Below are 24,476 nucleotides of genomic sequence, written 5' to 3'. Positions count from 1 at the left end.
TCATGACCGCCGAAAACAACCCTGCCTTGTATGAGAATGAGCATGACCTTCGATTTTGATCAGGTGTTCGACCGCCACAACACCGGCAGTACCAAGTGGAGCCGCTACCCGGCCGACGTATTGCCGATGTGGGTTGCCGACATGGATTTTGCCGCGCCACCGGTGATCATCCAGGCCCTGCAAAAACGTCTGGAACACCCGTTGCTCGGCTACAGCGTGGCGCAGGATGACTTGCGCAATGCCATCGTGACTGACCTCTGGAACAAGTACGCCTGGCGCGTCGAGCCGCAGGAACTGATCTTCCTGCCGGGCGTGGAATCGGGTTTCAACATGGCCCTGAATGCGCTGGTCGAGCCGCAACAGAATGTCGTGGTGCAAACGCCCAACTACCCACCGCTGCGTCATGCACCGGGGCATTGGGGGCTGAACAAGGTTGAACTGAATTTCGAGGCGATGGCTGATGGCACGTACGCCACGCCGCTTCAGGTCTTGCGCCAGTCGCTGGAAGGCGGCGGTGCGCTGCTGCTGAGCAACCCGCATAACCCGCTGGGCAAGGCGTTCCCAAGGGAAGAACTGCAAGCCGTGGCCGATATCTGCGTGGCGCAGGGAGCCTGGATCATTTCCGACGAAATCCATGCCGAACTGTGCTTCGATGGCCGCCAACACATTCCCACCGCGTCGTTGAGCCCGGAAATCGCCCGGCGCACCATCACGCTGATGTCGGCGAGCAAGGCCTACAACATCGCAGGCCTGAAGACTTCGTTCATGATCATTCAGGACCGCGCCCTGCGCGAGCGCGTCAACCATGCGCGCTGCGGCATGGTCGACAGCGTCAATCCGCTGGGCATGGAAGCGACACGTGTTGCTTACACCGAAGGTGCTCCGTGGCTGGCCGCGCTCAAGGACTATCTGCAAAGTAACCGCGATTATCTGGTGGAAGCCGTTCGCACGCGCTTGCCCGGCATCAGCATGAATGTGCCTCAGAGCACCTACCTGGCCTGGCTCGACTGTTCGGCGCTGGGGTTGCAGAACCCGCAGCAGTTCTTCCTTGAAAAGGCGAAGGTCGGGCTTAGCCCTGGCCTGGATTTCGGCGATGACAGCCAACAGTTCGTACGCCTGAACTTCGGCTGCCCGCGCGCGTTGCTGGAGGAAGGCATTGCGCGGATGGAGCGCAGTTTGCGCTAACCAACACATCCCCCCTGTAGGAGACGGCTTGCTGGCGATTGCGGTGGGCCCGCCAGCCAGTTTGTTGACTGGACGGACGCCATCGCCAGCAAGCCGGCTCCTACAGAAATTTGTCGCGACACACATCACTGCCAGCCGCCCCGTACCTTGTAGGAGCTGGCTTGCCAGCGATGACGTCCGCAAGACCACCGCAAGGCTCAAGGCCCAATCGCCGGCAAGCCGGCTCCTACAGAAATTTGTCACGACACACATCACTGCGAGCCACTCCGCACCTTGTAGGAGCTGGCTTGCCAGCGATGACGTCCGCAAGGTCAGCGCAAGGCTCAAGGTCAATCGCCGATCTCCACTTCTTTCAAGCATTCCCTCTATCGGACCACGACCGGCTCCGGCGTGAAAAAGTGAACCTCTGACAAAACTCGCCCCTCAATACGCTTAGGGGCCCTGTCACGGGCCGCTCCAGCTCAGGAGGTCGTCATGGCCGCACTCATCGGCCCGGCATCGCATCAGCGCTCCGACGAGTACGGCACATGAGCTTTATTATCTGGATGGCGGTGTTGGGTGCGGTGCTGCTGACGTTGGCGCTGACGTCGTCGTATCTGCGCTGGATGCCGGTCACCACGTCGGCGGTGTGCCTGGTGTTGGGTGTCGCCATTGGGCCGGCAGCGCTCGGGTTATTGAAACTGGACATACAGGATGCCTCGATCTGGATGGAGCACCTGACGGAAGTTGCGGTGCTCTTTTCGCTGTTTGTCTGCGGCCTGAAGTTGCGCTCACCCTTCAGGGACAAGAACTGGTGTGTCGCCATCGGTCTGGCCGGCCCGGTGATGATGTTGACCATTGCCGGTGTTTGCCTGCTGCTGCACTACGGCTTCGAACTCTCCTGGGGTGCTGCTGTGTTAATCGGCTCGATACTGGCGCCGACCGATCCGGTACTTGCCGCCCTGGTGCAAGTCAATGACGCGCGGGATGACGACAGCGTGCGCTTCGGTCTCTCTGGTGAAGCGGGGCTGAATGACGGGATTGCCTTTGCGTTTGTGATCCTCGGGTTGCTGCTGTTGCAACACGACGGCAACCCCGGTTGGTTTGGCGACTGGGTGCTGCGCAGCTTGCTTTGGGCAGTTCCCGCCGGCCTGCTGATCGGCTATGGAATGGGGCGCGGTATCGGTCGCCTGACCTTGGCGCTGCGGATCAAAAATGACGACAGCACCCTTTCACCCAACGACTACCTGGCCCTCGCCTTGATTGCCCTGGCTTATGTGGGCGCCGAATGGATTCATGGCTACGGCTTTCTGTCCGTGTTCGCTGCGGGCCTCGGTCTGCGCCATGAAGAGGTCAAATCCACCGGCGATGACGAAATTCCCGCCGAGCATCTGGTTCAGCCAGTGGTCGGCCATCAGAACGTCGAGCCGCAGCACGCCGTACATGGCGATACCGAAAGCCTCGAAGATACGCAGGTGGCCGTCGGTATCATGATGGGTGACATGCTCGCGTTCGGCACTCTGGTGGAACGGGCCATGGAAGTGTTTCTGGTTACGCTGCTCGGCGTGGTGCTGGTCGCGCACTGGGACTGGCGAGCACTGTTGATCGGCGGCGCTTTGTTCTGCCTGATCCGACCGCTGAGTGTCATCGCCCTGCCCTCTCGTGGCGTGCTGAACGGTCATCAGCGCCTGCTGATCGGCTGGTTTGGCATCCGTGGCATCGGTAGTCTGTATTACCTTTTCTATGCCCTGAACCATGGGCTGGCACCGTCGATTGCAACGCTTTGCACCGATCTGACGTTGTCGGTGGTTGCGTTGAGCATCCTCATCCACGGCATCAGCACGCAACCGATGTTGGCTTGGTACGAACAGCACAAAAAGCAAAACGCTTGATTCGATACCGGTGAATTTCCGCGAAAACCGAAGCCGCGAACTGCATGAGTCAAAATCCGGACTCATGCAGCCTGCATGACCGCAGTTCGCCACCAGCCAATTCAACTTGTTGATTTTCAAGTGAGTTGCTTCTGCAGAAAAATCGGCACGACAAATGCTCAAGGACTATGAGCGACCTTCGCCCTTCAGAACGTTCGCACACATCCCCGTGACTATTTGAGAGACTCGACCATGAACGCCATTGACCTGCTGCAAGCCGACCATGAACGTGTAAAAGGCATCCTCACCCAACTGAGCGAATCCACCGAGCGCGGTCTTAAAAAACGCACCGAGTTGCTGGCCAAGCTCGAAATGGAGATCACCATTCATACCCGACTCGAAGAAGAAGTCTTGTACCCCGCGTATAAAAAAGCAGGCGGCAAGGAACAGGACGTCATGTACTACGAGGCCAAGGAAGAACACCGCACCGTGGACTCCCTGGTACTTCCCGACTTGAAAGTCACTGACCCGTCCTCCCCGGAATTCGCCGGTCGCGTCAAAGTGGTCAAGGAGCTGTTGGAGCACCACATCGAAGAGGAAGAAACGGAAATGTTTCCTCAGGCGAAAAAGCTGCTGGGCAAGGCCACACTTGAAGAGTTGGGTGCGCAGATGGAAAGCCTCAAGGCTCAGTACAAGAAAGAAATGAGCGCGGCCAATCTGGCGGCTTGATCAAAGCGACAAACATAAAAAGCTCCGACGGCTTACGTTCATCTGTAGGAGCCGGCTTGCTGGCGATCGACTCAGGTTCTCCCCGCGTTGAAACAGTTCACACGCGTTACCGTTAACGATCATCGCCAGCAAGCCGGCTCCTACGGGCGCGGGGGAATAAGCATGTACGCTCGAAGAGCGGGCGGTTTATTACCGTAAAGTCGAGGCGATGATTTCCACCAGATGGAGTTGAGTGAAAGGCTTGGACAGGCGCGGGAGCTTGGTCGCAAATCCTTCCAGCCGCTCGGCGTAACCGGTGGCGAGGATGATCGGCAGGTCGGGCCTGATGCTTCGGATCGCTTGCGCCAGTTGCGCACCGTTCATTTGCGGCATGGCCATGTCGGTAATGACCAGATCGATGGCTTGTTCGCTGTCGAGCACTGTCAGCGCTTGAGCCCCGGATACCGCACTAATCACCTGATGCCCCAAATCTTCGAGCAACAGGCAGGTACTGGTCAGCACCAGGCTGTCGTCATCCACCACCAGCACGCACAGACGAGGCACCGGCGGTGCGGCTTCCTCCTGGGCAGGCTTGGCGATCGAACCTTGCGTGGCGACGGGAATCCACAGTTCGGCCGTGGTGCCTTTGCCCATCTGGCTCTTTAGAATGAATCGCCCACCCAATTGTTCGATGAAGCCATGCACCATCGACAATCCCAGCCCCGTACCTTTTCCGACCCCTTTGGTGGTGAAGAACGGGTCCATCGCCACGGCGAGTGTGGCGTCGTCCATGCCCTCCCCTGTGTCATTGATGCTCAGGCAAACATAACGACCTGTCATTGGCGTGAGCGAGGTGTGATCGCCGGCGTCTTCAGGGCGTGCGCTGATCAGGAGCTTGCCGCCATGGGGCATGGCGTCGCGGGCATTGGTCGCCAGGTTAAGGACTGCCAGCTCGAGCTGGTTTTTGTCGGCCAAAACGGGCTCGATTGTTTCCGTAAAACGGGTTTCGAGGACTACGGAAGGCCCGAGGGAACTGCGCAACAGGCCGGTGATGCCCTCCACCAGCGTCGGTATCTCGACGGACTCGGTCTTCAGTTCCTGTCGCCTGGCAAAGGCCAGCATGCGCTGGGTCAGCGCCACTCCACGCAAGGCGCCTTGAGTGGCGTTGTCCAGCAATCGGGTGATCTTCGAATCGTCCCCGATTCGCTTGCGCACGATTTCCAGATTGCCAAGGATCACCGTCAACAAATTATTGAAATCATGGGCAATCCCCCCGCTCAATTGCCCGATGGCTTGCATTTTTTGCGCCTGGAAAAGCGCTTCACGGGTTTGTTCGAGCGCCTGCTGAGCGTGGGTCGCTTCAGTGATATCCCGGGTGATCTTGGCAAAACCAAGCAACGTCCCGGTATCGCCCCAGATCGGATCGACCACGACATGCGCCAGGAACCGCGTGCCGTCCTTGCGCACTCGCCAGCCTTTGTTCTCGAATCGCCCCTCACGGACGGCAATGTCCAGCGTGCGCTTCGGTTCGCCGGCTGCGCGGTCCTCCGGGGTGTAAAACATCGAAAAATGCTGGCCGATCACTTCTTCGGGCAAGTAACCCTTGATGCGCTGGGCACCAGGGTTCCAGTTGGTCAGCCGTCCGTCAGCGTCGAGCATGTAGATGGCGTAGTCCGTGACACTTTGCACCAGCAGCCGGAACTGCTGTTCGCTTTGCTTGAGCACTTCTTCAGCCATTTTGCGGTCGGTCAGGTCCCGGGTGATCTTGGCAAACCCCAGTAATTTTCCCGTCGGATCGAGGATCGGATCGATCACCACATGGCACCAGAAATGCGTACCGTCCTTGCGCACCCGCCAGCCTTCCCCCTCGAAACGCCCTTCCCGAATGGCGGTGTCCAGGGCTCGTTGGGGCATCCCCTTGAGACGGTCCTCTTCGGTGTAGAAACGCGAAAAATGCTGACCGAGGATTTCCGCTTCCTCATACCCTTTGAAACGTCGAGCGCCGGCATTCCAGCTGGTGATGATGCCGTCGGGATCAATCATGTAGATCGCATAGTCAATGACCGCATCGATCAACAGGCGAAAGCGTCCGTCCTCGATGGTGCTGGCTTTGCTTCGATCTCCGTTCATTGAGCCCTCACGTCGGAAATGTTTTTTGAGGAGTATGCGACAAACCCGGGGTTTGGAAAGCCGAAATGCCCCGCTTGACGCAAAGTCTTATCGGTTTGCGTATCTGACAATGCAGGCATACAAATCGTTGTATACGAAACTCGGAACCTGCTGGGTATAACCGGCGATCTTGATCCGCGTGCTGCTGACATACCTTGATTTCCTTATCAAAGACTGGCTGAAAGTGATGATTGCCTCTATGAATAAAGCGGGCATTCGCCACTTGTTCAAATGCCTGAGTTTTTCAAGGTATATCGATGTTTTTAAAGGTAAAAGTCCTACTCAGCCGAGAGCGAAATCGCCGGAGCAACCGACCACCAGCGCGGCAGCAGTTGCTTGACCTTGCTGTCGCCAAAGCGGTCATCAATCAACATCACCACTCCCTCATCCTGCTGGGTGCGGATCACTCGCCCTGCGGCCTGCACCACTTTCTGCACGCCGGGGAACAGGTAGGTGTAGTCGTAACCGGCACCGAAAATCGCGGCCATGCGATGCTTCAACTGTTCATTGACCGGGTTGAGTTGCGCCAGGCCCAAGGTGGCGATAAATGCACCGATCAACCGCGCGCCGGGCAAGTCGATGCCTTCGCCAAATGCCCCACCCAGCACTGCGAAGCCGACTCCCTGGCTGTCTGCGGTGAATTGATCGAGAAAGTCCTGGCGCCGGGCTTCTCCCATGCCCCGCGATTGCGCCCACACAGTGATGTGTGGGTGTTTTTCGGCGAGTAACTGCGCCACTTGCTGCAAGTAATCGAAGCTGCTGAAAAACGCCAGGTAGTTGCCAGGGCGTTGACTGAACTGCCGGGCAATCAGCTCGACGATCGGTGCCAGCGACGATTGCCGATGGACGAACCGCGTGGATATCTGATTGACGATATGGACCTTCAACTGGTCAGCGTGAAACGGTGATTCGACATCGATCCACACCGTGTTCGCCGGCGTCCCGAGGAGATCCCCATAGTAATGACGCGGGCTCAACGTCGCGGAGAACAGCACGGTACTGCGTGCAGCCGTCAGGCGTGGGCGGATGAACCCGGCAGGCACCACGTTGCGCAGGCACAGTTGCGAGAGCGGTTTGTTACGCTCGAGGTCCCGCTTGCTGATGTCGAACAGAAACTGTTCATCAAAGAGTTCGGCGACGCGGCAGAATTGCAGCATGTCGAAATAAAACGTCTGCAATGCGCTGTCCAGGCCCTGCGGGTGATCATTGAGGTAATCGCCGATGCTCGCACTGCACGAGGACAGCGCCTGAAGCAATTTTTCCGGAGGCTTGTCGTAAGCCTGATACGCACCGAGTTGCAGGTTATGCAGGGCGTTCCACTCACGATTGACCCGTTGCAGGGATTTTTTCAACGGCTCGGGCGCGGTTTTACGCACGCCATTGAGGGCCGACTGGTCGAGACTGGCGCTGTACATCTGCCGGCCGCGCTCCACCAGGTTGTGGGCTTCGTCCACCAGCACCGCGACTTTCCAGTTATTGGCCTGGGCCAGCCCGAACAGCAGCGCACTGAAATCGAAATAGTAGTTGTAGTCGGCGACCACCACGTCTGACCAGCGGGCCATTTCCTGGCTCAGGTAATACGGGCACACCGCATGTTTCACGGCCACCTCGCGCAAGGCATTCTGGTTCAACAGTGACAGCTCGCTGGCGGCCTGGCGCGCGGCCGGCAAGCGATCATAGAAGCCTTGGGCCAATGGGCAGGATTCGCCGTGGCAGGCTTTATCCGGATGTTCGCAGGCCTTGTCCCGGGCGATCATCTCCAGAACCCGCAGCGGCGGCGCATCCGCGCTGTCGAGGATCACCTGCGCAGCATCGAGCGCCAGTTTGCGCCCCGGCGTTTTTGCCGTAAGAAAGAACACCTTGTCCAGTTGCTGCGGCGCCAGCGCCTTGAGCATCGGAAACAGCGTGCCAAGCGTCTTGCCGATGCCGGTCGGCGCCTGCGCCATCAGGCACCGGCCAGTGCTGACCGCCTTGAACACCGACTCGGCCAGATGCCGTTGGCCCGGACGAAAACCGGCATGGGGAAACGCCAGTTGCTGCGCCGCGCCGTTGCGCGCCTCGCGATGGGCCATTTCCTGTTCGGCCCAATGCAGGAACAGTCGGCAATGGTGCTCGAAGAACACCTGCAGTTCCTCAGCGCTGAAGGCCTCGACCAGGCAGGTTTCCTTTTCGCTGACGATGTCGAAATACACCAGCGCCAAGTTGATCTGCGCCAGGCCCAGTTTCTGGCACATCAAACAGCCATAGACCTTGGCCTGCGCCCAATGCAGTTGACGATGGTTGGCCGGCTGTTTGCTCAAGTCCCCGCGATAGGTTTTGACTTCCTCCAGGCAGTTTTGCGCCGGGTCGTAGCCATCCGCCCTGCCCTTGACCTTCAACGTCTGGTACTGACCTTCAAGCGCGACCTCACTCTGGTAACCCTCGCTACGCCGGGACGCCACCGTACGGTGGCCGACGATCCCTTCCAGTGCTGTCGGCGAGGGCGTGAAGCGCAGGTCGAGGTCCCCGACCTTGGCGGTGAATTCACACAACGCCCGCACCGCGATGCTGTAACTCAAGCGCCCTGCTCCGCCCATTGCACGTAGCAAACAGCAATCGGCATCTGGTGTTCATGGCAGAACTCGATCCAGCGCAACTGGTTGTCCTGCAGGCGATCACCCGGGCCTTTGACTTCGATCATGCGGTAGGTCTTGTGCTGCGGCCAGAACTGGATCAGGTCCGGCATGCCGGCGCGGTTGGCCTTGATGTCCAGCAGCAGGCGGTTGAACCAGTGCTTAAGGTGCTCGGCGGGCAGACAATCGAGGGCCTGTTCAAGCAGTGGTTCGCTCAACGCGCCCCAGAACACGAAAGGCGACTGCACGCCCCACTTGGCGACATACCGCTCACGGATGGTCTGGCGGTAACGCCCGTCATCCAGTTCGGCGAGGCAGGCCTGAAACAGGTCGGCCCGGCGCGCCTGGAAGTCTTCATTGAGCAAATCCGCCGGCCCGCGCTGGAACGGGTGGAAAAACGCCCCCGGTAACGGCGCAAAGATTGCCGGCCAGCACAGCAACCCGAACAATGAGTTGATCAGGCTGTTTTCGACGTAATGCACTGGCGCCGACTCCTCCGCCAGATGCGCCTGAACGTAAAACTCCACCGACAGCGTCGGGTCGGTTCTGGGCAGTTGCAGATCGAGACGCTGCATTTCCCGTGGAGAGGATCGTTTCACTGCCGGCCCGCCGAGTTTGCGCCGCAGCCTGGGCACCACTCGCAGTAATTGCTGTTGTTCGGCGGCGCTTTCCGGCGATTGCCCGGCAGAAACCGCCAGGTCCATGGCCAACTGATACTCGCCGCAGCGCTCCAGCACACGAATCAATCGCGACCGTGCGCCAGGCCAGGCGCACTCGCGGTATATGCCCAGGGCATTGGCGAAATTCGCCACGCGTTCGCAGTGCTGACCGATCTGGAACAGCAATTTGCTGCGCCGTTTTTGCAGCCAGGGATTGCTCAGCGCCAGCCCGTTGATCTGCTCGACAACCGCCTCCACCGCTTCACCGGCCTCGAACTGCTGCTGACAGTCATGGAGAAACAGGCAGGCATCCACGTCCTCGCGACTGCGCAAGCCGCGTGATTCGGCGCAGAACTCGACTTTTTCATAGGTAAAGATGCCGAGGTCGGCAAGCACGAATTCCGACCAGTCCTGGTAAAGATTGCCGAAAAACATCAGGCGCAGGCGATCGCACAAGCCCATGATAGTCAGGCTGAACAACCGATCATTTAGTGGCGCGCACCACTGATTGAAGGGTTGTACCTCGGGAAACCGTTCGCTCATTGCAGGCAGCCAGTCGGACTTTTTCCCTTTGGGCAGATCGATGGCGGCACCGAAACATTGAAGGATTTCGGCCTTGAGCAACGACTCGAACACCACGTCGAGCGGCAACGGCGACTGCTCATCGATCCAGCCCTGGGCCAACAACGGCTCAGCGGCCATGGCAATGTCGCCAATCTCGACGTAATGCAGTTTGCTCGCCCGGAAGTGAACGCCCTTGCGCATGACCATCCGGACCAGGAGCGCACGGGGTTCCCGGGGCAGTCGATTGAACTCACGGATGAAGCATTGCTCCTCGACACTCAATACATCGGCATAACGATGTTCAAGCCAATCAAGAACTTGCATGAAGTTGTTCAAGTAATAGAACGGATCGTCGAGGGGATTTGTGGTCACAGGGAAACAGGGCCATGGCGAGCAAATACTGGTTATGCGTACAGATACCAGCTACGACCCGTCCGGTGCAAACGGAAAAGGATAAGCGGCGGCGCGATCCGGTTTTTTTGGGTGGCCCATCGAACTTTCTGGGGATCCGTCGCACCAACGGCGGTAAGAAGTACAGCGGCGATTGGAGGATTCGAAGCAGTCGCGCTGATTTTTGGAGGATGAGAGGTGGTTATGAATATCAAGACGCTGGGTTTGCCACTGGTAGCGGCAGCCCTTCTGGCCCTGGCCGGTTGCTCGACGCCAACGGTGGTGACGCTGCAGAACGGCACTCAATATTTGACCAAGGACATGCCCAAAGCCAATAACAAAGAAGGCTTTTACGAGTTCGAAGATATTTCCGGGGCGAAAGTGAAGGTCAAGGTTAATGACGTCGCCACGGTTCGCAAGGAAGACTGAGGACCGCGTTATCGTTCATCGCTGGCAAGCCAGCTCCTACAGAAATTTCGTAGGAGCCGGCTTGCCGGCGAAGAGGCCCTTACAGGCGCCACATCACCTTCAGGCGATGACGACATTGGTCAGGCTATCCAGCCCAACCCCGACCAGCGTCACCGAATCACCGCCAAACGTCAGCACCGTGTCTTGCCCCACAACCGTGGCATGGGCGCGTATGTCATCATTCGGCGCCACCCCCTGAACCCCGAGAAACACCAGTTTGTCGTTCGCCTGATAACCCAAGATCCGATCCTGGCCAAACGCGCCACTGAACAGGAACGTATCGATCCCGCCACCCGCCTCCATCAGGTCATTTCCTGCCCCGCCCACCAACACGTCGTTGCCTTGGCCGCCCACCAGATGGTCGTTGCCGTCCAGACCAAACAACCAATCACCGCCGGGATGCGCCTTCAACGTATCGGCCCCCGCTCCGCCCTTCAGCGTGGACGCGTACTGCGTCAGGTCGTTGCCCACCGCAAGGCCGTTGGCGGTGACCTTATGGGTCACGTCATCCTTGAACAGCCCCCAGAGAAACCCAGGCTCCTTCGTGACAATGCTGCCGATGTCGCGGGCGATGCTGATGCCGCCCTGCGCATCGCGGATGTACAGGTTCCCTGCGCCGTCATTGGCGAAATCGAAGTTTTTCACTGACTGCTGCAGATCCAGCACGTTACTGCCCTTGCCACCCAGCACGATGTTGTAGCCGCCGCCGTCGCGGAAGGTGTCGTTGCCGTCGCGGCCTTCCAGGTAATCGTTGCCCTTGCTGCCCTGAATCAGGTCGTTGCCGTCGCTGCCAATGATGAAGGTGCTGCCCTTGTGGGTTTCGGCGTTGCGATTGAGGTCCTGAACCCAGGTGGTGCTTCGCGCCGGGTCAGAGAGGTTGGCAACGATGACGGTCGAGTCCTTGCTGGTGAGGTCGTAGAACTTCGACTCCAGCACCCGCGTCATGCCATCGCCATACCCCGTGGGCAGGTGGGAAATCCAGGTCGGAATATTGAGGATGGAATACGGCAGCACATTCCACGCCGTCGAGGCGTAATGATCGTTGAAGCTGACAATGTTGTTGGTCGCCGAGTCCTGATGCGCATCGTGCACGCCCAGCGACGACAGATTGAAGGACGAGCCGTCGAGTGCGCGGAAAACCGGATCGTTTTCATAACCGACGTTCAGCACTTTATCGGTGCTGCTTTGCGTCGGTGAGGCATAGGCAATGTAGTTGGCATCCTTGTAGAACCCGGCCCACTTGTCGTTGCTCAGGTCCGCCAGGCTATTGACCGCCAGGCCGCCAAGGCTGTGACCACTGACCAGCACGTCCTTGCCCGACAAGCCATTGGCCCGGGCAAACGCGGCAACATCGCCAAGCAAGTCGCCGAAGGCCTCGCCCACGTAGTTTTTCGCGTAATCCTTGGGCCCCAACGCTGCCAGCACGTCATTGATCACGTCGGCGATCGAATCGCTGATCAGGCTTTCCCGAGGTCCACTGGTGCCGCGAAAGGCCACGCCGATTTCAATGAGATGGCCCTGCGCATCGTACTTGCCGAGGATCTCCACTTGGGCGCTGGTGTACCCGGCCTTTTCGCCGAAGAACGTACCGCGTGCATCAACCTTGCCGTCGTAACCCAGCTGCGCAGCAGTGATCGGCGTCCAGCCGGCTTTCTGCACCGCCGCCAGCGCGGCTTTTTCCGAATCCGGGTTCCACGGCACGCCGGGAATCACGCCCTGGGAATCAGTACCGCCAATCAACGCGGTCACCAGCGTCGCCGGCAAACCCAGACCGAAGCCATTGTGCTGATAACCGGTGGCAAAGCCGTTATCGAGGTTGTGATAGGAGTACAGCGTGATTGCCATGGCGTCGGTGAACAACGCCTTTGAATCTGCTGTGCCGAAGTTTTTGTAGTCGTACACACCCATGGTAAAGCCTCTCTTTTGTTGGAATTGTCAGAGATCTTTCCGGCGTTCCTTCGGGCCTTGCCCAAATGCTTCGTCAACCTTGGCCAGGTCTTGCTCGTTCAAGGTGCCGGCGTAGTAATGCAACTTGGTCCATGCCATTAAATAGTCGTAGCGGCTCTGCGCGAGATCGCGGCGTGTGGTGTAGAGCTGCTGTTCGGCGTTCAGCGCGTCGAGGTTGACCCGTTCACCGACGAGAATGCTTTGCCGGGTCGACACCACCAGCGCTTCGGCGGACGTCAGTGCTTTCTGATAGGCCCGCAGCTTGTTCACCCCCGACAGGCACGCGCTGAACTGGCGACGCAACTCGATCAGGGTTTCCCGTGTCTTGCCGTCCAGTTCGTATTCGGCCTGTTCCATGGCGCGGCTGGCCTGACGGGTCGACGCCGAGACACCGCCACCGGCGTACAGCGGGACGTTGACCTCGATGCCGATGGTGTTGGTGTCGTAGCGCTGGTTGTAGGTATTGCCGCTTTCCGATTCGTTCTGGCGCACCGTTGCGTAGGCGCTGACTTTGGGCAGGTGCCCGGCACGATTGCGCTCCACCTCGTAGCGCGCCACTTCCAGCGCCTGACGTTGCGAGGCCAGGGCCGGATTGTTGGCGACCGCCATCTCATGCCAGGTGTCGTAATTAGCCGGTTGCAGGGTGAAGGTCTGGAACTGTTGATCCAGCGGCGCGAGATCGCTGATATCGACGGCCGGCACGCCGATCAGCGCGCCCAGTTCCCGCAGGGACGCGTCCCGTTCGTTGCGGGCTTCGATTTCTTCGGCGATTGCCAGCTCGTAGCGTGACTCGGCTTCGAGGATGTCGGTGCGCGTGCCCTCGCCCTGACGGAACAATTGCTCGTTCTGCCGGAACTGTTGTTCGAAGGCTTTCTTCCTGGCCTGGGCGATGTCGATCTGGTCCTGGGCGAACAGCGCCTGGGTGTAGTTCTCCAGCACCCGCACCAGCAATTGCTGGCTCTTGCCGCGAAAGTTCTCATCGGCGAACAGCGACTGCGCCACGCCTTTGCGGTACGTCGCGTAGGCCTCGTAGTCCAGCAGCGGTTGTTGCAGGGTCAACGACGAACCGTAACTGCTGTAGTTGCGGTCATCGCTCTGGTTTTGCCCGCGCTCGTTGAGGTAAGTGACCTTGGAGGTGTTGCGGCCCTTGTTGTAGTTGTAACCCAGTTTCGGCAGCAGCCCGGCGCGGCCGATCGCACGGTTTTCAAGGCCGGCGTCGCGCTCCTTGATCGCGCCGAGGAACACCGGATCATTGCGCAACGCTTGCTCGTAAAGGTCGAACGGTCCCATGGCCATGGTCGGGTTACAGGTCAGCAGCACAAGGCTCGCCGCAAACACAGATAGCTTATTCATACAGCGCAACATCCTTATTCCTCGGTCAACGCGGAACCTGCCCGGTCGAGCAGCGGCTTGAACAGATAGTTGAGGAGCGAACGCTCGCCGGTGCGCACGAACATTTCCGCGGGCATGCCGGGCTTGATCACCAGGCCGTTGAGTTTTTCCATGGCGTGTTCGCTGACGCTGCTGCGCAGTACGTAATACGGAGCGCCGGTTTTCTCATCGACCATCTGGTCGGCGGAAATCAGGCTGACTTCGCCGGGAACCCGTGGCGTGCGGCTCTGGTTGAACGCGGTGAACAAAATGTCCACCGGCAAGTGCGTGCCGACCTTATCGATCAGGTTGATCGGCAGATGCCCCTCCACTTCCAGGCGAGTGCCCTGCGGAACGATTTCCAGCAGGGTTTCGCCCTGGCGCACCACCGCACCTTCGGTATGCACCCCGAGGTTGACCGCGATGCCGTCGGCGGTGGCGATGATTTCGCTGTGCTGCAAATCGAAACCGGCGGAGGTCAGTTGCTCCTCCAGCGTCACGCTTTTGAGCTGTGCGTCGGCCAACTGGGTGCGCACTTCTTTCTGGTACTCCTCGATGTGTTGTTGCAGTTTCAGCCGCGATTCGAGGATGCCCTGCTCCACCCGGCCGCTTTCGCCGGTGTTTTCTGCCAATTGTTGTTGCACCTGCGACAGTTGGCGCTGGTACTCCATCAGCCGATTTCGCGGGATGTAGCCGTTGTCCGCCAGCGGCTGAAGGTTGCTCAGTTGCTGTTGCAGGGAACTGGCCTGGGCGGTCAAGTCCGAGCGTGCGCGGCGCATGCCGGCCAGTTGCGCACCAGCGCCTTCGATGCTGGCGCGCAAGGCAGCCTGCTCGCGAGAAAACGCTTCACGGCGGCTGCTGAACAACTGCCGCTGGCCTTCCAGTACCAGTGCCAGACGCGGGTCGGGATCGTTGCTCAGTTCGGCGGGAAAACTCACCTGCTTGAGGTTGTCCCGTTCGCTTTGCCAGCGCGCCAGGCTGGCCCAAGCCATGCGGTATTGCGCTTGCAGGGATTGCACGTCAGCGGCGACTTGGGTCTGGTCGAGTTGAAACAGCGGCTGACCCTGCTTCACCGCTTGACCTTCGCGCACCAGAATCCGGCTGACCACCCCGCTGCTCATCGATTGCACCGCTTTGCGCTTGCCCGAGACCACCACGGTGCCTTGCACCGGAATGCCTTGGTCGAGCGGCGCCAGACTGGCCCAAATGAAGAAACTGCCGGCGCCGACGATGGCCAGGATCCAGCCCATGCGCGCAAAAAACCGCGCATCGCGCTCGGGGCGTTCGGCGATGTAGTCGTGTTCCATGCTGGCTTCGTTGAGGTTGCTCATACACCCGAACTCCTTGTCGAGGGCTGATACTGCCGGCTCATGCTCAACCCGCCCGGTGCCTGCGCGGGCTTTTGTTCCTGGGCACCGGAAAGCGCCTTGAGCACGTCCTGGCTCGGGCCGAACGCTTGCAAACGACCGTCGTTGAGCACCAGCAACTTGTCGGCCTGAGCCAGCGCCGAAGAGCGGTGAGTCACCAGGATCACGCTGGTACCCTGAGCCTTCATGTGCGCGATGGCACTGGCCAGCGCCGCTTCGCCGACGGTGTCGAGGTTGGAATTCGGTTCGTCCAGCACCACCAGGCTCGGCTTGCCGTACAAGGCACGCGCCAGTGCCACGCGCTGCTTCTGACCGCCGGACAAACCACTGCCGTCCTCGCCGAGCAGCGTGTCGTAACCCTGAGGCATGCGCAGGATCAGTTCATGCACACCTGCCTGTTGCGCGGCGGCGACGACGGTTTGGGGATCGGCCTCACGGAACCGGGCGATGTTTTGCGCGATGCTGCCGCTGAACAGTTCGATGTCTTGCGGCAGATAACCGATGTAGGGACCGAGCTCGTCGCGATTCCAGCGATGGATATCGGCTCCGTCGAGGCGCACCGTGCCACCAAGGGTCGGCCAGACGCCGACCAGCACTCGGGCCAGGGTCGATTTGCCGGAACCGGAAGCGCCCAGCACGCCGAGCACTTCGCCGGCATCGAGGCTGAAATTGACCAGGTGCAACGTCGCACCACGCTGCCCCGGAGGACCGGCGCTGACCTGTTCAAAACGGATGTGGCCCTTCGGTGCCGGCAGCGCCATGACGTCGTCGCCCGGCGGGAAGGCTTGCAGCAAAGCATCGAGACGGCGGTAAGCGAGCTTGGCGCCGCTCCACTGTTTCCAGACCGCGATCAATTGATCGATGGGGCTCAGGACGCGGCCCATCAGGATCGAACCGGCAATCATCATCCCGGCGGTCATGTCGCCCTTGATCACCAGCAGCGCGCCCAGCCCCAATACCAGGGATTGCAGGCACAGACGCAAGGTTTTACTCAGGGAGCTGATGACCGCGCCGGTGTCGCTGGCCTTGTTCTGCTGGCCGAGGAAACGCGAATGCACCTGGAACCAGCGATGACGCAAGGCGCCGAGCATGCCCATGGCTTGAATGGTTTCAGCGTTATGCAGGTGACTGGTGGCCATCTGGCTGGACTTCTGGGAGAAAACCGCCGCTTCTCCCAAAGGCTTTTTGGTCATGGCCTCATTGAGGCACGCCAGCCCGATCAGCACTACCGCGCCCGCCGTGGCAAACACGCCGAGCCAGACGTTGAACAGATAGATCACGAGCAGGTACACCGGGAACCAGGGGGCATCGAAGAAGGCGAACAGCGCCGGGCCGGTCACGAACTGGCGAATGTGAGTCAAATCCCCCAGCGACTGCCCGGCGTTGCCTTCGCCCCTGAACAAATTGCGCTCGAAAGCGGCCTGATAAACCCGCAGGTTGAAGCGGCGTTCCAGTTGGCTGCCGATACGAATGACGATAAAACTGCGAATAATCTCCAGAAAACCGATAAACGCAAAGAACCCCACGACCATCAGCGACAACATGGCCAGCGTGGTTTCATTTTGCGATGACAGCACCCGATCATAGACCTGGAGCATATAAATAGAGGGCACTAACATCAGAATGTTGATTAGCGCCGTAAAACAACCGACGCTGATCAGAATGCTCTTGTAATCACCCAGCGCCCTTATTAACGGTGTGGAAACCGGGTTATTCGCCATCTTCATGGGCTCTTCCTGAGGTGTTATCCCGCGCCTGCCTGGCGAGGTCGTTACTTACACTTTAATAACAACTTGGCGCATCTCGATTAATCAAGCGGGTGCTCAAGTATTATGATCAGCCCGGACTTTGAAGTGCCTCGATACAGCCCGTCGCGCTGACGACTGAAAAACACAATCTTCGACCCTTCCTTGCCGGTGAGCGCGATGCCGTCAGGCTCAGGGAACCAGCCGATCGGTTGTTCCTCCAGCCATTCGACGAGGCACTCGGTGTCGTCGCCCAACGTCTGGTTGGCTTTGAATTCGAGGGGGCAAACGATCGACGGGTTGTCTTGCTGCGTCACCCGCCATTTTCCCGCCAGCTCCGACGGGTCTGCCAACTTCAGGCTGCTTGCCATGGCTATATCTCCAAAAAACATCATGAACGCGGCTAACAGCCACACGTTGGTTTTGCAGGTAAAAGCGTTACAAATCATAGGCGTTTCACTCAGGGTCGTGGCTCAAGTGACAAAGGGCGGCGCATCGGCGCCGCCCTCCTTCTGCCTTGAATCAGGCCACGATGTCCGAGTACGCCGCCTGGCCGACGGTGCTGACCAGGAAGTCCGCCACGCCATGCCCGGAGAAGTCCACTGACAGCAGGCTGTTACCACCGGAGGTCGTCAGCACTGCATCGCCCGCCGCACCCGTGAATGCGCTCACGAAATGCAGGCCTGCACCGTTGGTGATGCCGGTCAGGTCGATCTTGTCGAGGCCGCTGACAAAATCGAGGATCTGGTCGACTGCACCCGGTTTGGAGTCGCTGCTGGCGGCGAACACGAAGGTGTCCGAACCGGCACCGCCCCACAACTTGTCCGCGCCGCCCGCGCCGTAAAGGATGTCGTTGCCGGCGCCGCCCTTCAGCTCGTTGGAGACGCCGTTACCGATCAGCAAATCATTGCCCGAACCGCCAATGGCGTTTTCGACGGTGACGCCCTTGGCGATGGACACGTTACCCACCAGGCCGCCAACGTCGGAGAACGAGGTCTCATTGAGGTTGATCTTCTGGTTTTGGGTAAACCCGGAGAAATCCAGGGTGTCCTTGCCGCCCGCATCCCACACCGAAAACACGACCTTGTCCGCCGACGAAGACGCGCTCAGGAAATCGCGACCGGTGTTGGAGTTGAAGCCGTAAGTGGTGTCACCGGTGCGGGTGGTGGTGTTGGCGCCGTAGAGTTTCTGGATGGCCGCGATATCGTCGATCAACGGGCCCGACGCATAAGCTTCGACGCCGCCCTTGCTGAAGTTCTGGCTGGTGTTGCTTTCACTCCAGTAACTCATGACGCTGTAGCCGCGGGTGTCTTGCCCGTAGGAAGCGTCATTGTAGGTCGGTGCGCCTTCACCGGCGTTGTAGTCGCCGGGGTGAGCCAGACCAAGGGTGTGCCCGATTTCGTGGGTCAGGGTTTGCCGGCCGTAGTTGTTCAGGTCCGGGGTCTTGTTGGGCGTGTAGCTGCTGTTGATCAGGTACCAGGAAGTCCCGTCGTAACCTGCGCCCGTGCCAGGCAAATAAGCGAATGCCGCTGCGCCGTCCTGGCCGCCGCTGTAATTGCCGAAGGTCATGTGACCGTCGCCGCCGGCGGCCTTTTCCGTGAAGGTGACATTGGCGACGTCGGCCCAGGATTGCAGGGCGAGCACGGTCTGGCCTTTCTGCTGGGCACTGAACTGACTGAACCCGGTAATCCCGTGCTTGTTCATGGTGCTCGACGAGGCCGAGGTCAGGAACGTGTAGGTCAGTTCGATTTTGCCGCTGCCGTCCTTGTCCTGGTAGGCAGCTCCGTCGCGCAGCAATTGGGTGGCTGCCTGATCGACGGAAAACGAGGGTTTGCCATTGACCGTCAGATTGCCGCCACGGTCATACTGATGGCTGAAACTATTGATCTGGTTGAACGCAGAACTGGGAGCCGCCAAGGCTTGAAATGGCTGGAATGCCTGTTCAGCGGAATCAATAGCGCTGTCTTTTACTTTCGACATAAACACACTTCCTTGTTTTGCTATGGAACAGTTTTTTTAGATAGCAACAATCTCTGGCGAGATCGTCCTATCACTCGCCCAATGAAGGCGAAAGAAAACTGACACAATTTGAAATCAATCGTCCACTACTTTTTTGGCGTCAAGTTTGCGCACTTCAGAATATGCCCGAAAACAATAGGCGCGATTAGAAGTCGGTGTATTTAAAATAATGAGCCAGGGTTATTGTCGGACAATCTACAATTTAAATATTAAATAAAAGTAAGTTGCCGGGATCAAAATCGTCCGACTATTGGCGTTTTGATTCGCGCACTTCCATGGGTAAAAATTAGACTTTTCGAAGAATGGGACCACACTGAATACCGGGTTAACTTTCTTCGCGGACCTCATGAAATGATCCGGGTGAAGTCGAGATGAAAAGGGTCACGCCCTTGTGGGTCGCGCTCATTACCGCCAGTGCGTGTGCGGCAACGAGCCTGTGCGCGAATGCCGGGACTTCTACGGTCCTGGCAACCAGTTTCGACTGCGCCAGGGCCAGTGCTGCCATCGAGAAGCTGATCTGCCGCACCCCACAACTGAAGCAGATGGACATAGAACTGACGCGCCTTTATCGACTCGCGCTCACAGACGATCATTCAGTGCCGCGGCCTGACAAAGTCGAGATCGAGCAACGGTTCTGGGTAGACGCCCGCAATCGCTGCTCTGCCGAGGCGGAACCCAAGGCCTGCACGATCCGTAGTTATGCCGAGCGTGCGCATCAGCTTCGGCAGGGCTCGGTGATTGCACGAACCAAGGATCCGAGCAGGCTCACCGACGGCCCGGTAGCCTTTCGTTGCACCGGGCTCAACGCGTTAATCGCCGTCACTTACTTCAATGTCGAGCCGCGTGTCGTGTACCTGAAATGGGCAAATACTTCTGCCACCCTTATCCAGGTGCCAAATGATTCCGCTACCCAATTCAACGGCAAGGATTACCGGGGGAGCTACAGCTTCTTGCAGAACGGCAGCGATGCCTTGTTCCAGATACCCGGCTCAGGGCAAATGAGTTGCACGGTCGAGCCGGTCGGCTGATTGCGCAACGGGACATCCTGTCCCGATGCGTTGGTGCAACCTGTCAGCTGCCCGTGCGAATCTTGTTCCACACCCGTGTCCGTATCCGGTCGATGTTCAGTGGCATCGCTTCCAGCGCGAACAGTTTTCCCATCATTTCCGGGCTCGGATAAACCTTGGTGTCGTTCTTGATTGCCGGGTCGATCAGGCTGTCAGCCTGTTCGTTGCCATTGGCGTAGTGCACGTAGTTACTGATGCTGGCCATGACGGCCGGGCGCAACAGGTAGTCCATGAAGGCGTAGCCGGCTTTTTCGTCCGGGGCGTCGGCGGGCATGGCGACCATGTCGAACCAGATGGCGGCGCCTTCCTTGGGAATCGCATAGCCGATGTCCACGCCGTTCTTGGCTTCCTTGGCGCGATTTTCGGCCTGCAGGATGTCGCCGGAGAAACCGACCGCCACGCAGATGTCACCGTTGGCGAGGTCGCTGGTGTACTTGGACGAGTGGAAATAGCTGACGTAAGGCCGGACTTTCATCAACAGCGCTTCAGCCTTCTTGTAGTCTTCCGGGTTCTTGCTGTGATGCGGCAAGCCCAGGTAGTTCAGCGCGGCCGGCAGCAGCTCGGGCCCGTTGTCGAGGATGGCCACGCCGCACTTCTGCAGTTTTGCCATGTTTTCGGGTTTGAAGATCAGGTCCCAGGAATCCACCGGCGCGTTATCGCCCAACACCGCCTTGACCTTGGCAATGTTGTAGCCGATGCCGGTGCTGCCCCACAGATACGGGAAGCCGTGCTCGTTGCCCGGGTCGTTGGTTTGCAGGGCTTTGAGCAGTACCGGGTTGAGGTTCTTCCAGTTCGGCAACTGGCTCTTGTCGAGCTTCTTCAGCGCCCCGCCCTCAATCTGCCGCGCCATGAAGTGGTTGGACGGGAACACCACGTCGTAACCGGATTTACCGGTCATCAACTTGCCGTCGAGGGTTTCGTTGCTGTCGTACACGTCATAGCTGAAGCCGATGCCGGTTTCTTTCTGGAAGTCTTTGGTGGTGTCCGGGGCGATGTAGTCCGACCAGTTGTAGATCTTCACGGTGTCGGCGGCGTGACTGAGGCTCACGAAGAGCGCCAGGGGAGCGAGTGCCAGGGTCTTTCGGATCATGAGTGGATTCCTGTGTGAGTTTTTGTTGGCAGGCAATCAGAGGATCAAAAAATTAAAACGTAGGTCTTGCGCACGGTTTCCTGGATGTCCCAGATACCGAGGCTGTTGGCAGGCAACATCAGTGCGTCGCCGGCTTCTATGTGGAGGGTTTCACCGTCATCCGGAGTGAAGGTGCAGCGCCCCTGGATGAAATGACAGAATTCCTGGGCCACGATCTGCCGACGCCAACGGCCGGGGGTGCATTCCCAGACGCCGGTTTCGACACCGTCGTCGCGTTCGACGCTGGTGGCGGACGCCACCGCCACGGGAGTTCCCAACGGCACGGCGACCGGGTTTGATTCGTCCAGCTTCAGGGTTGCGGTGTTCTTGAACTGCGTGATGCCCATGGGAGTACCTGTCTATGGAGAAAGCGCCGATTACTGCATGAAACCTTCCATGAACCCGGCGACCCCGCTGGCCAGTTTGCGTCGCCAAGGCGCGGTGGCCGGGTTGGCCAGGGTCTGGTCTTCATGGACGAAGCTGCGGATGATCGCGTTGTAGCCGAGCCAGCGGCAGGGTTCCGGTTCCCAGGGCTTCAGTGCATCGAGACCGCCCTGAGGAATGACCCATGGCTGGCGAACCAGCTCGGTATCGCGTTGCAGGATCAAGTCAGCCAAGGTCCGTCCACCCAGGTTGCTGGCACCAACGCCCTCCCCGCCATAACCGCCGGAAATCGCAATGCCGCTCGCTAGATCGCACAACATGTGCGGCTTGAACCGCCGGGACATGCCCAGATTGCCGCCCCAGCCATGGGTGATACGTACGTTCTTGAGTTGCGGGAAGAGTTCGCCGAACAGGTAACGCCGCAAGTCGACTTCACTGGCGGTCAGGTCGAAGTCATGGCGCAGCTTGCCGGCAAACTGATAGCCGCCCCGCGCGCCGAACACCAGGCGGTTATCCGCCGTACGCTGACCGTAAGTCACCTGGCGACTGCTTTCGCCGAACGCCTGCCCCTGGCTCAGGCCGATTTCGTCCCAAGTGGCGGCGGACAGCGGTTCGGTGGCGACGATCAGGCTTTGCACCGGCAACTGATAGCGCCCTAGCGGAGGCAGCGTGGTCGCGTACCCTTCTACCGCCGGAACGATCCAGCGGCTGCGCACCATGGCCTTCGCCGTGCGCAGGCTGCCCGATTGCCAGTGGGTGACCGGACTGTTTTCGTAAATCCTGACGCCCATGCGTTCGACCGTCCGGGCCAGACCTCGCACCAACTTTGCCGGGTGCAGGGTCGCCACGTGCGGTGCATAGATACCGCCATAAGGCTTGGCAATTCTGATCTGTTGCGCCAACTGCTCGGGGCCGAGCCAGCGATAATGGCTTTCCGTCAGGCCCTGGCTATACAACTTGTCCAGATACTGTCGAAGGCTGGCTTCCTGCTCCGGATACCGCGCCGCGCAATACAGCGCCCCGCCTTTGCGGTAATCGCAGTGAATGCCTTCACGTTCGAGGACAATTTCAACTTCATCGGGAATGCTGTGCAGCAGGTCATACGACGCCCGCCGCCGCTCGACCGGTAAATCGGCGAGCAAACGGTCTTCCCCCAGGAGGTTGCCCATCAACCAGCCGCCATTACGCCCGGAGGCGCCAAAACCGGCGGTTTGTGCTTCAACGATGGCAATATTCAGGCCCGGTGCCAGGCGCTTGAGGTAGTACGCAGTCCAGAGCCCGGTGTACCCCGCGCCAATGATGGCGACGTCGACGTCAAGATCGTATTCCAGCGCCGCACGCGCCAACAACGGCTCGTCGAGTTGATCCATCCACAAACTGATAGTGCGCCACGCCGGCATGCAAGACTCCGCCACTCAAACTTCGATGGCGTTGATCCTAGTGCGTGGGCTCAGAGGCTGTCTTGCGCGCGTGCACGCAAAGAAATTTGTTTGACGTAGGCCTTGGGCGACAGACCGGTGTGTTGGCGGAAACAGCTATAGAACGCCGAGAGCGAATTGAAGCCGGCGGCAAACGCCAGATCGTCGATACGCAGTGGCGGCGCGGCGTTTTCCAGCGCGGCGAGCACATGTTGCAAGCGCGCCTGGTTAACGTAGCGGTAGAAACTCTGGCCCAGCACCTGGTTGAGCAGATAGGACATCTGATTGCGGCTGTATCCACACGCCTTCGCCACCCGTTGCAGGTCGAGCTCCGGGTCCAGATAGGGTTGCTGGTGCTGGAAGTACTGTTGCAGGTCTTGCGCCATGAAACTCAATTGACGCGGCGACAACCCGAGCCGACTGACGGCCGGGCGCGCACTGTTTGCGGTTTTGCTGACGGGCTGCTCATGCACCAACGAGGCGTATTCGTTAACTCGCCAGATCAGACCATCGCGGACAGTAATCGCCTCGCTGGCCCGAAATGACACCAACCCTTCACCGCCGCGCAGGGTGATGCGGTATTGAATGAACGCGGTGCTGCCGTCCAGACGGATGCGGTCCGAGTGCTCCAGCGCTTCATCCGGATCGCGCGGCATGCTGCTGCGCACGTACTCGCGCAATTCGTCCAGCCCCATCACGCGGTTCTGGAAGAAGTCGCTGTACTGGATGTCCGGGTGATACAGCGCCATGACGCCGTCCAGGTCGCGGTGCTTCCAGCGCAGGTGATAGCGCATGACCGTCTCGCTCGTGGCCTGGGTTTGCAGCGGACCATCATCATCGGCATGCATAAAGGACTCGACGAGAAAAAGGCGAGCTTGCCGAAATTCCGCACCGGCTTCAATGAGCAAGCAGTACCGGCCTTTTGCTGAAAGGTCACAGCGCTGTGACCCGAATCAAAAAAAAGCAACCAATTGCCAATCGGCCTGAAAAATCCACATTATTTTCACATGCGGATGCTACTTTTAAAGACAGTCAACGGTTGAGCCAATGAAGGCTCTTCCCTCCTAACATGAGCTAACGGAAGCGCTCGATGAATGAGGCGGGCAACATATGAATAAAGGGTTCAGTAAAGTCACCTTTCCAAACGCCTGTCAGCTGATGCGCTGGCATTTTCATCCCATGGGTTTTGAGGCGAGCATGGACGCACCGGGCAGCATGATTGCCCGTCTTTTTGACCGTGCCACGGGCGAGACCATGATCGCCATTGCCGGCATTCCGTGCGCCACTGTCATGAACGCAGCGGACGTAGAACGAATCATTGAAGCGGTGGAGGATGAACTTGAGTCTTTCATTCCTCCGGTGGCCCTCAAGAGTTATGCCTGAAGGTTGAAGCGCAATTGCCATAAAAAAAGCCCACATCTTGT

Annotated in this window: 19 protein-coding genes; 6 read left to right on the top strand and 13 right to left on the bottom strand. The window is 59.1% G+C overall.

What is annotated here, in order from left to right:
• The first annotated feature begins 42 nt into the window (after positions 1–42).
• The 3 genes from IB254_RS03055 to IB254_RS03045 all read left to right on the top strand — a co-directional run bounded on the left by IB254_RS03055 (position 43) and on the right by IB254_RS03045 (position 3,764).
• A complete protein-coding gene (locus IB254_RS03055) occupies positions 43–1,185 on the top strand; it encodes a MalY/PatB family protein (RefSeq protein ID WP_192416352.1) in 1,143 nt (380 codons plus the stop codon).
• 527 nt (positions 1,186–1,712) lie between these two features.
• Positions 1,713–3,056, top strand: coding sequence for a cation:proton antiporter (locus IB254_RS03050; protein ID WP_192416351.1), 1,344 nt, complete (start codon positions 1,713–1,715; stop codon positions 3,054–3,056).
• A 231-nt stretch (positions 3,057–3,287) separates the two neighbouring features.
• Positions 3,288–3,764 carry a hemerythrin domain-containing protein gene (locus IB254_RS03045; protein WP_192416350.1) on the top strand — a complete coding sequence of 159 codons (477 nt, stop codon included), beginning with the start codon at positions 3,288–3,290 and terminating at the stop codon, positions 3,762–3,764.
• Between the two features lie 189 nt (positions 3,765–3,953).
• On the opposite strand, the gene IB254_RS03040 is transcribed toward IB254_RS03045, so the two are convergent.
• From IB254_RS03040 to IB254_RS03030, 3 genes are all read right to left on the bottom strand, one after another.
• On the bottom strand, positions 3,954–5,873 hold the full coding sequence (locus IB254_RS03040; RefSeq protein WP_192416349.1) for a PAS domain-containing sensor histidine kinase: 1,920 nt from the start codon (positions 5,871–5,873) through the stop codon (positions 3,954–3,956).
• A 317-nt stretch (positions 5,874–6,190) separates the two neighbouring features.
• On the bottom strand, positions 6,191–8,470 hold the full coding sequence (locus IB254_RS03035; RefSeq protein WP_192416348.1) for an ATP-dependent DNA helicase: 2,280 nt from the start codon (positions 8,468–8,470) through the stop codon (positions 6,191–6,193).
• On the bottom strand, positions 8,467–10,119 hold the full coding sequence (locus IB254_RS03030) for a VRR-NUC domain-containing protein (protein WP_192416347.1): 1,653 nt from the start codon (positions 10,117–10,119) through the stop codon (positions 8,467–8,469). The genes IB254_RS03035 and IB254_RS03030 overlap by 4 nt, the downstream gene beginning before the upstream one ends.
• 222 nt (positions 10,120–10,341) lie before the next feature.
• Between IB254_RS03030 and IB254_RS03025 the strand changes: the two genes are divergently transcribed.
• Complete coding sequence (locus IB254_RS03025) at positions 10,342–10,566, top strand: YgdI/YgdR family lipoprotein (RefSeq protein WP_192416346.1); 225 nt, start codon at positions 10,342–10,344, stop codon at positions 10,564–10,566.
• Between the two features lie 99 nt (positions 10,567–10,665).
• Here IB254_RS03025 and IB254_RS03020 read toward each other — a convergent pair whose 3' ends face one another.
• From IB254_RS03020 to IB254_RS02995, 6 genes are all read right to left on the bottom strand, one after another.
• On the bottom strand, positions 10,666–12,513 hold the full coding sequence (locus tag IB254_RS03020; protein ID WP_192416345.1) for a polyurethanase: 1,848 nt from the start codon (positions 12,511–12,513) through the stop codon (positions 10,666–10,668).
• Between the two features lie 27 nt (positions 12,514–12,540).
• Positions 12,541–13,917: a TolC family outer membrane protein gene (locus IB254_RS03015; RefSeq protein ID WP_192416344.1), complete on the bottom strand. Its 1,377-nt coding sequence runs from the start codon at positions 13,915–13,917 to the stop codon at positions 12,541–12,543.
• A gap of 2 nt (positions 13,918–13,919) precedes the next feature.
• Positions 13,920–15,254 carry an HlyD family type I secretion periplasmic adaptor subunit gene (locus tag IB254_RS03010; RefSeq protein ID WP_192416343.1) on the bottom strand — a complete coding sequence of 445 codons (1,335 nt, stop codon included), beginning with the start codon at positions 15,252–15,254 and terminating at the stop codon, positions 13,920–13,922.
• Entirely contained in the window at positions 15,251–17,017 is a 1,767-nt protein-coding gene (locus IB254_RS03005) for a type I secretion system permease/ATPase (RefSeq protein WP_192416342.1), read from the bottom strand. The genes IB254_RS03010 and IB254_RS03005 overlap by 4 nt, the downstream gene beginning before the upstream one ends.
• Before the next feature lie 80 nt (positions 17,018–17,097).
• A complete protein-coding gene (locus tag IB254_RS03000) occupies positions 17,098–17,484 on the bottom strand; it encodes an AprI/Inh family metalloprotease inhibitor (protein WP_192416341.1) in 387 nt (128 codons plus the stop codon).
• 73 nt (positions 17,485–17,557) lie between these two features.
• Positions 17,558–19,015 carry a serralysin family metalloprotease gene (locus tag IB254_RS02995; protein WP_192416340.1) on the bottom strand — a complete coding sequence of 486 codons (1,458 nt, stop codon included), beginning with the start codon at positions 19,013–19,015 and terminating at the stop codon, positions 17,558–17,560.
• A gap of 410 nt (positions 19,016–19,425) precedes the next feature.
• On the opposite strand from IB254_RS02995, the gene IB254_RS02990 reads away from it, so the two are divergent.
• Positions 19,426–20,082: a lysozyme inhibitor LprI family protein gene (locus IB254_RS02990; protein WP_192416339.1), complete on the top strand. Its 657-nt coding sequence runs from the start codon at positions 19,426–19,428 to the stop codon at positions 20,080–20,082.
• A 43-nt stretch (positions 20,083–20,125) separates the two neighbouring features.
• Here IB254_RS02990 and IB254_RS02985 read toward each other — a convergent pair whose 3' ends face one another.
• Genes IB254_RS02985 through IB254_RS02970 form a run of 4 tightly spaced genes read right to left on the bottom strand, consistent with a single transcriptional unit; the run spans position 20,126 to position 23,900 of the window.
• Positions 20,126–21,211 (bottom strand): polyamine ABC transporter substrate-binding protein, encoded by a 1,086-nt coding sequence (locus IB254_RS02985; protein ID WP_192416338.1) that lies wholly within the window; start codon positions 21,209–21,211, stop codon positions 20,126–20,128.
• A gap of 44 nt (positions 21,212–21,255) precedes the next feature.
• Entirely contained in the window at positions 21,256–21,597 is a 342-nt protein-coding gene (locus IB254_RS02980; RefSeq protein ID WP_192416337.1) for a cupin domain-containing protein, read from the bottom strand.
• Positions 21,598–21,627: 30 nt separating this feature from the next.
• Positions 21,628–23,034, bottom strand: a complete 1,407-nt coding sequence (locus IB254_RS02975) for an NAD(P)/FAD-dependent oxidoreductase (protein ID WP_192416336.1) — start codon at positions 23,032–23,034, stop codon at positions 21,628–21,630.
• A gap of 50 nt (positions 23,035–23,084) precedes the next feature.
• Entirely contained in the window at positions 23,085–23,900 is an 816-nt protein-coding gene (locus IB254_RS02970) for a helix-turn-helix transcriptional regulator (protein WP_192416335.1), read from the bottom strand.
• A 262-nt stretch (positions 23,901–24,162) separates the two neighbouring features.
• Between IB254_RS02970 and IB254_RS02965 the strand changes: the two genes are divergently transcribed.
• Complete coding sequence (locus tag IB254_RS02965; RefSeq protein ID WP_192227150.1) at positions 24,163–24,435, top strand: DUF1652 domain-containing protein; 273 nt, start codon at positions 24,163–24,165, stop codon at positions 24,433–24,435.
• The last annotated feature ends 41 nt before the right edge of the window (positions 24,436–24,476 follow it).

Source organism: Pseudomonas sp. PDM03, assembly GCF_014852385.1.
Lineage (GTDB): Bacteria > Pseudomonadota > Gammaproteobacteria > Pseudomonadales > Pseudomonadaceae > Aquipseudomonas > Aquipseudomonas migulae.
The sequence above is the reverse complement of the archived record's forward strand: the minus strand, read 5'-3'. Positions and strand labels throughout refer to the sequence as shown.

Bases quoted from the DNA above. Each gene is read 5' to 3' on its own strand.
- IB254_RS03055 (WP_192416352.1), top strand. From the start codon at position 43: ATGACCTTCGATTTTGATCAGGTGTTCGACCGCCACAACACCGGCAGT.
- IB254_RS03050 (WP_192416351.1), top strand. From the start codon at position 1,713: ATGAGCTTTATTATCTGGATGGCGGTGTTGGGTGCGGTGCTGCTGACG.
- IB254_RS03045 (WP_192416350.1), top strand. From the start codon at position 3,288: ATGAACGCCATTGACCTGCTGCAAGCCGACCATGAACGTGTAAAAGGC.
- IB254_RS03040 (WP_192416349.1), bottom strand. From the start codon at position 5,873: ATGAACGGAGATCGAAGCAAAGCCAGCACCATCGAGGACGGACGCTTT.
- IB254_RS03025 (WP_192416346.1), top strand. From the start codon at position 10,342: ATGAATATCAAGACGCTGGGTTTGCCACTGGTAGCGGCAGCCCTTCTG.
- IB254_RS03020 (WP_192416345.1), bottom strand. From the start codon at position 12,513: ATGGGTGTGTACGACTACAAAAACTTCGGCACAGCAGATTCAAAGGCG.
- IB254_RS03015 (WP_192416344.1), bottom strand. From the start codon at position 13,917: ATGTTGCGCTGTATGAATAAGCTATCTGTGTTTGCGGCGAGCCTTGTG.
- IB254_RS03010 (WP_192416343.1), bottom strand. From the start codon at position 15,254: ATGAGCAACCTCAACGAAGCCAGCATGGAACACGACTACATCGCCGAA.
- IB254_RS03005 (WP_192416342.1), bottom strand. From the start codon at position 17,017: ATGAAGATGGCGAATAACCCGGTTTCCACACCGTTAATAAGGGCGCTG.
- IB254_RS03000 (WP_192416341.1), bottom strand. From the start codon at position 17,484: ATGATTTGTAACGCTTTTACCTGCAAAACCAACGTGTGGCTGTTAGCC.
- IB254_RS02995 (WP_192416340.1), bottom strand. From the start codon at position 19,015: ATGTCGAAAGTAAAAGACAGCGCTATTGATTCCGCTGAACAGGCATTC.
- IB254_RS02990 (WP_192416339.1), top strand. From the start codon at position 19,426: ATGAAAAGGGTCACGCCCTTGTGGGTCGCGCTCATTACCGCCAGTGCG.
- IB254_RS02985 (WP_192416338.1), bottom strand. From the start codon at position 21,211: ATGATCCGAAAGACCCTGGCACTCGCTCCCCTGGCGCTCTTCGTGAGC.
- IB254_RS02980 (WP_192416337.1), bottom strand. From the start codon at position 21,597: ATGGGCATCACGCAGTTCAAGAACACCGCAACCCTGAAGCTGGACGAA.
- IB254_RS02975 (WP_192416336.1), bottom strand. From the start codon at position 23,034: ATGCCGGCGTGGCGCACTATCAGTTTGTGGATGGATCAACTCGACGAG.
- IB254_RS02970 (WP_192416335.1), bottom strand. From the start codon at position 23,900: ATGCATGCCGATGATGATGGTCCGCTGCAAACCCAGGCCACGAGCGAG.
- IB254_RS02965 (WP_192227150.1), top strand. From the start codon at position 24,163: ATGAATAAAGGGTTCAGTAAAGTCACCTTTCCAAACGCCTGTCAGCTG.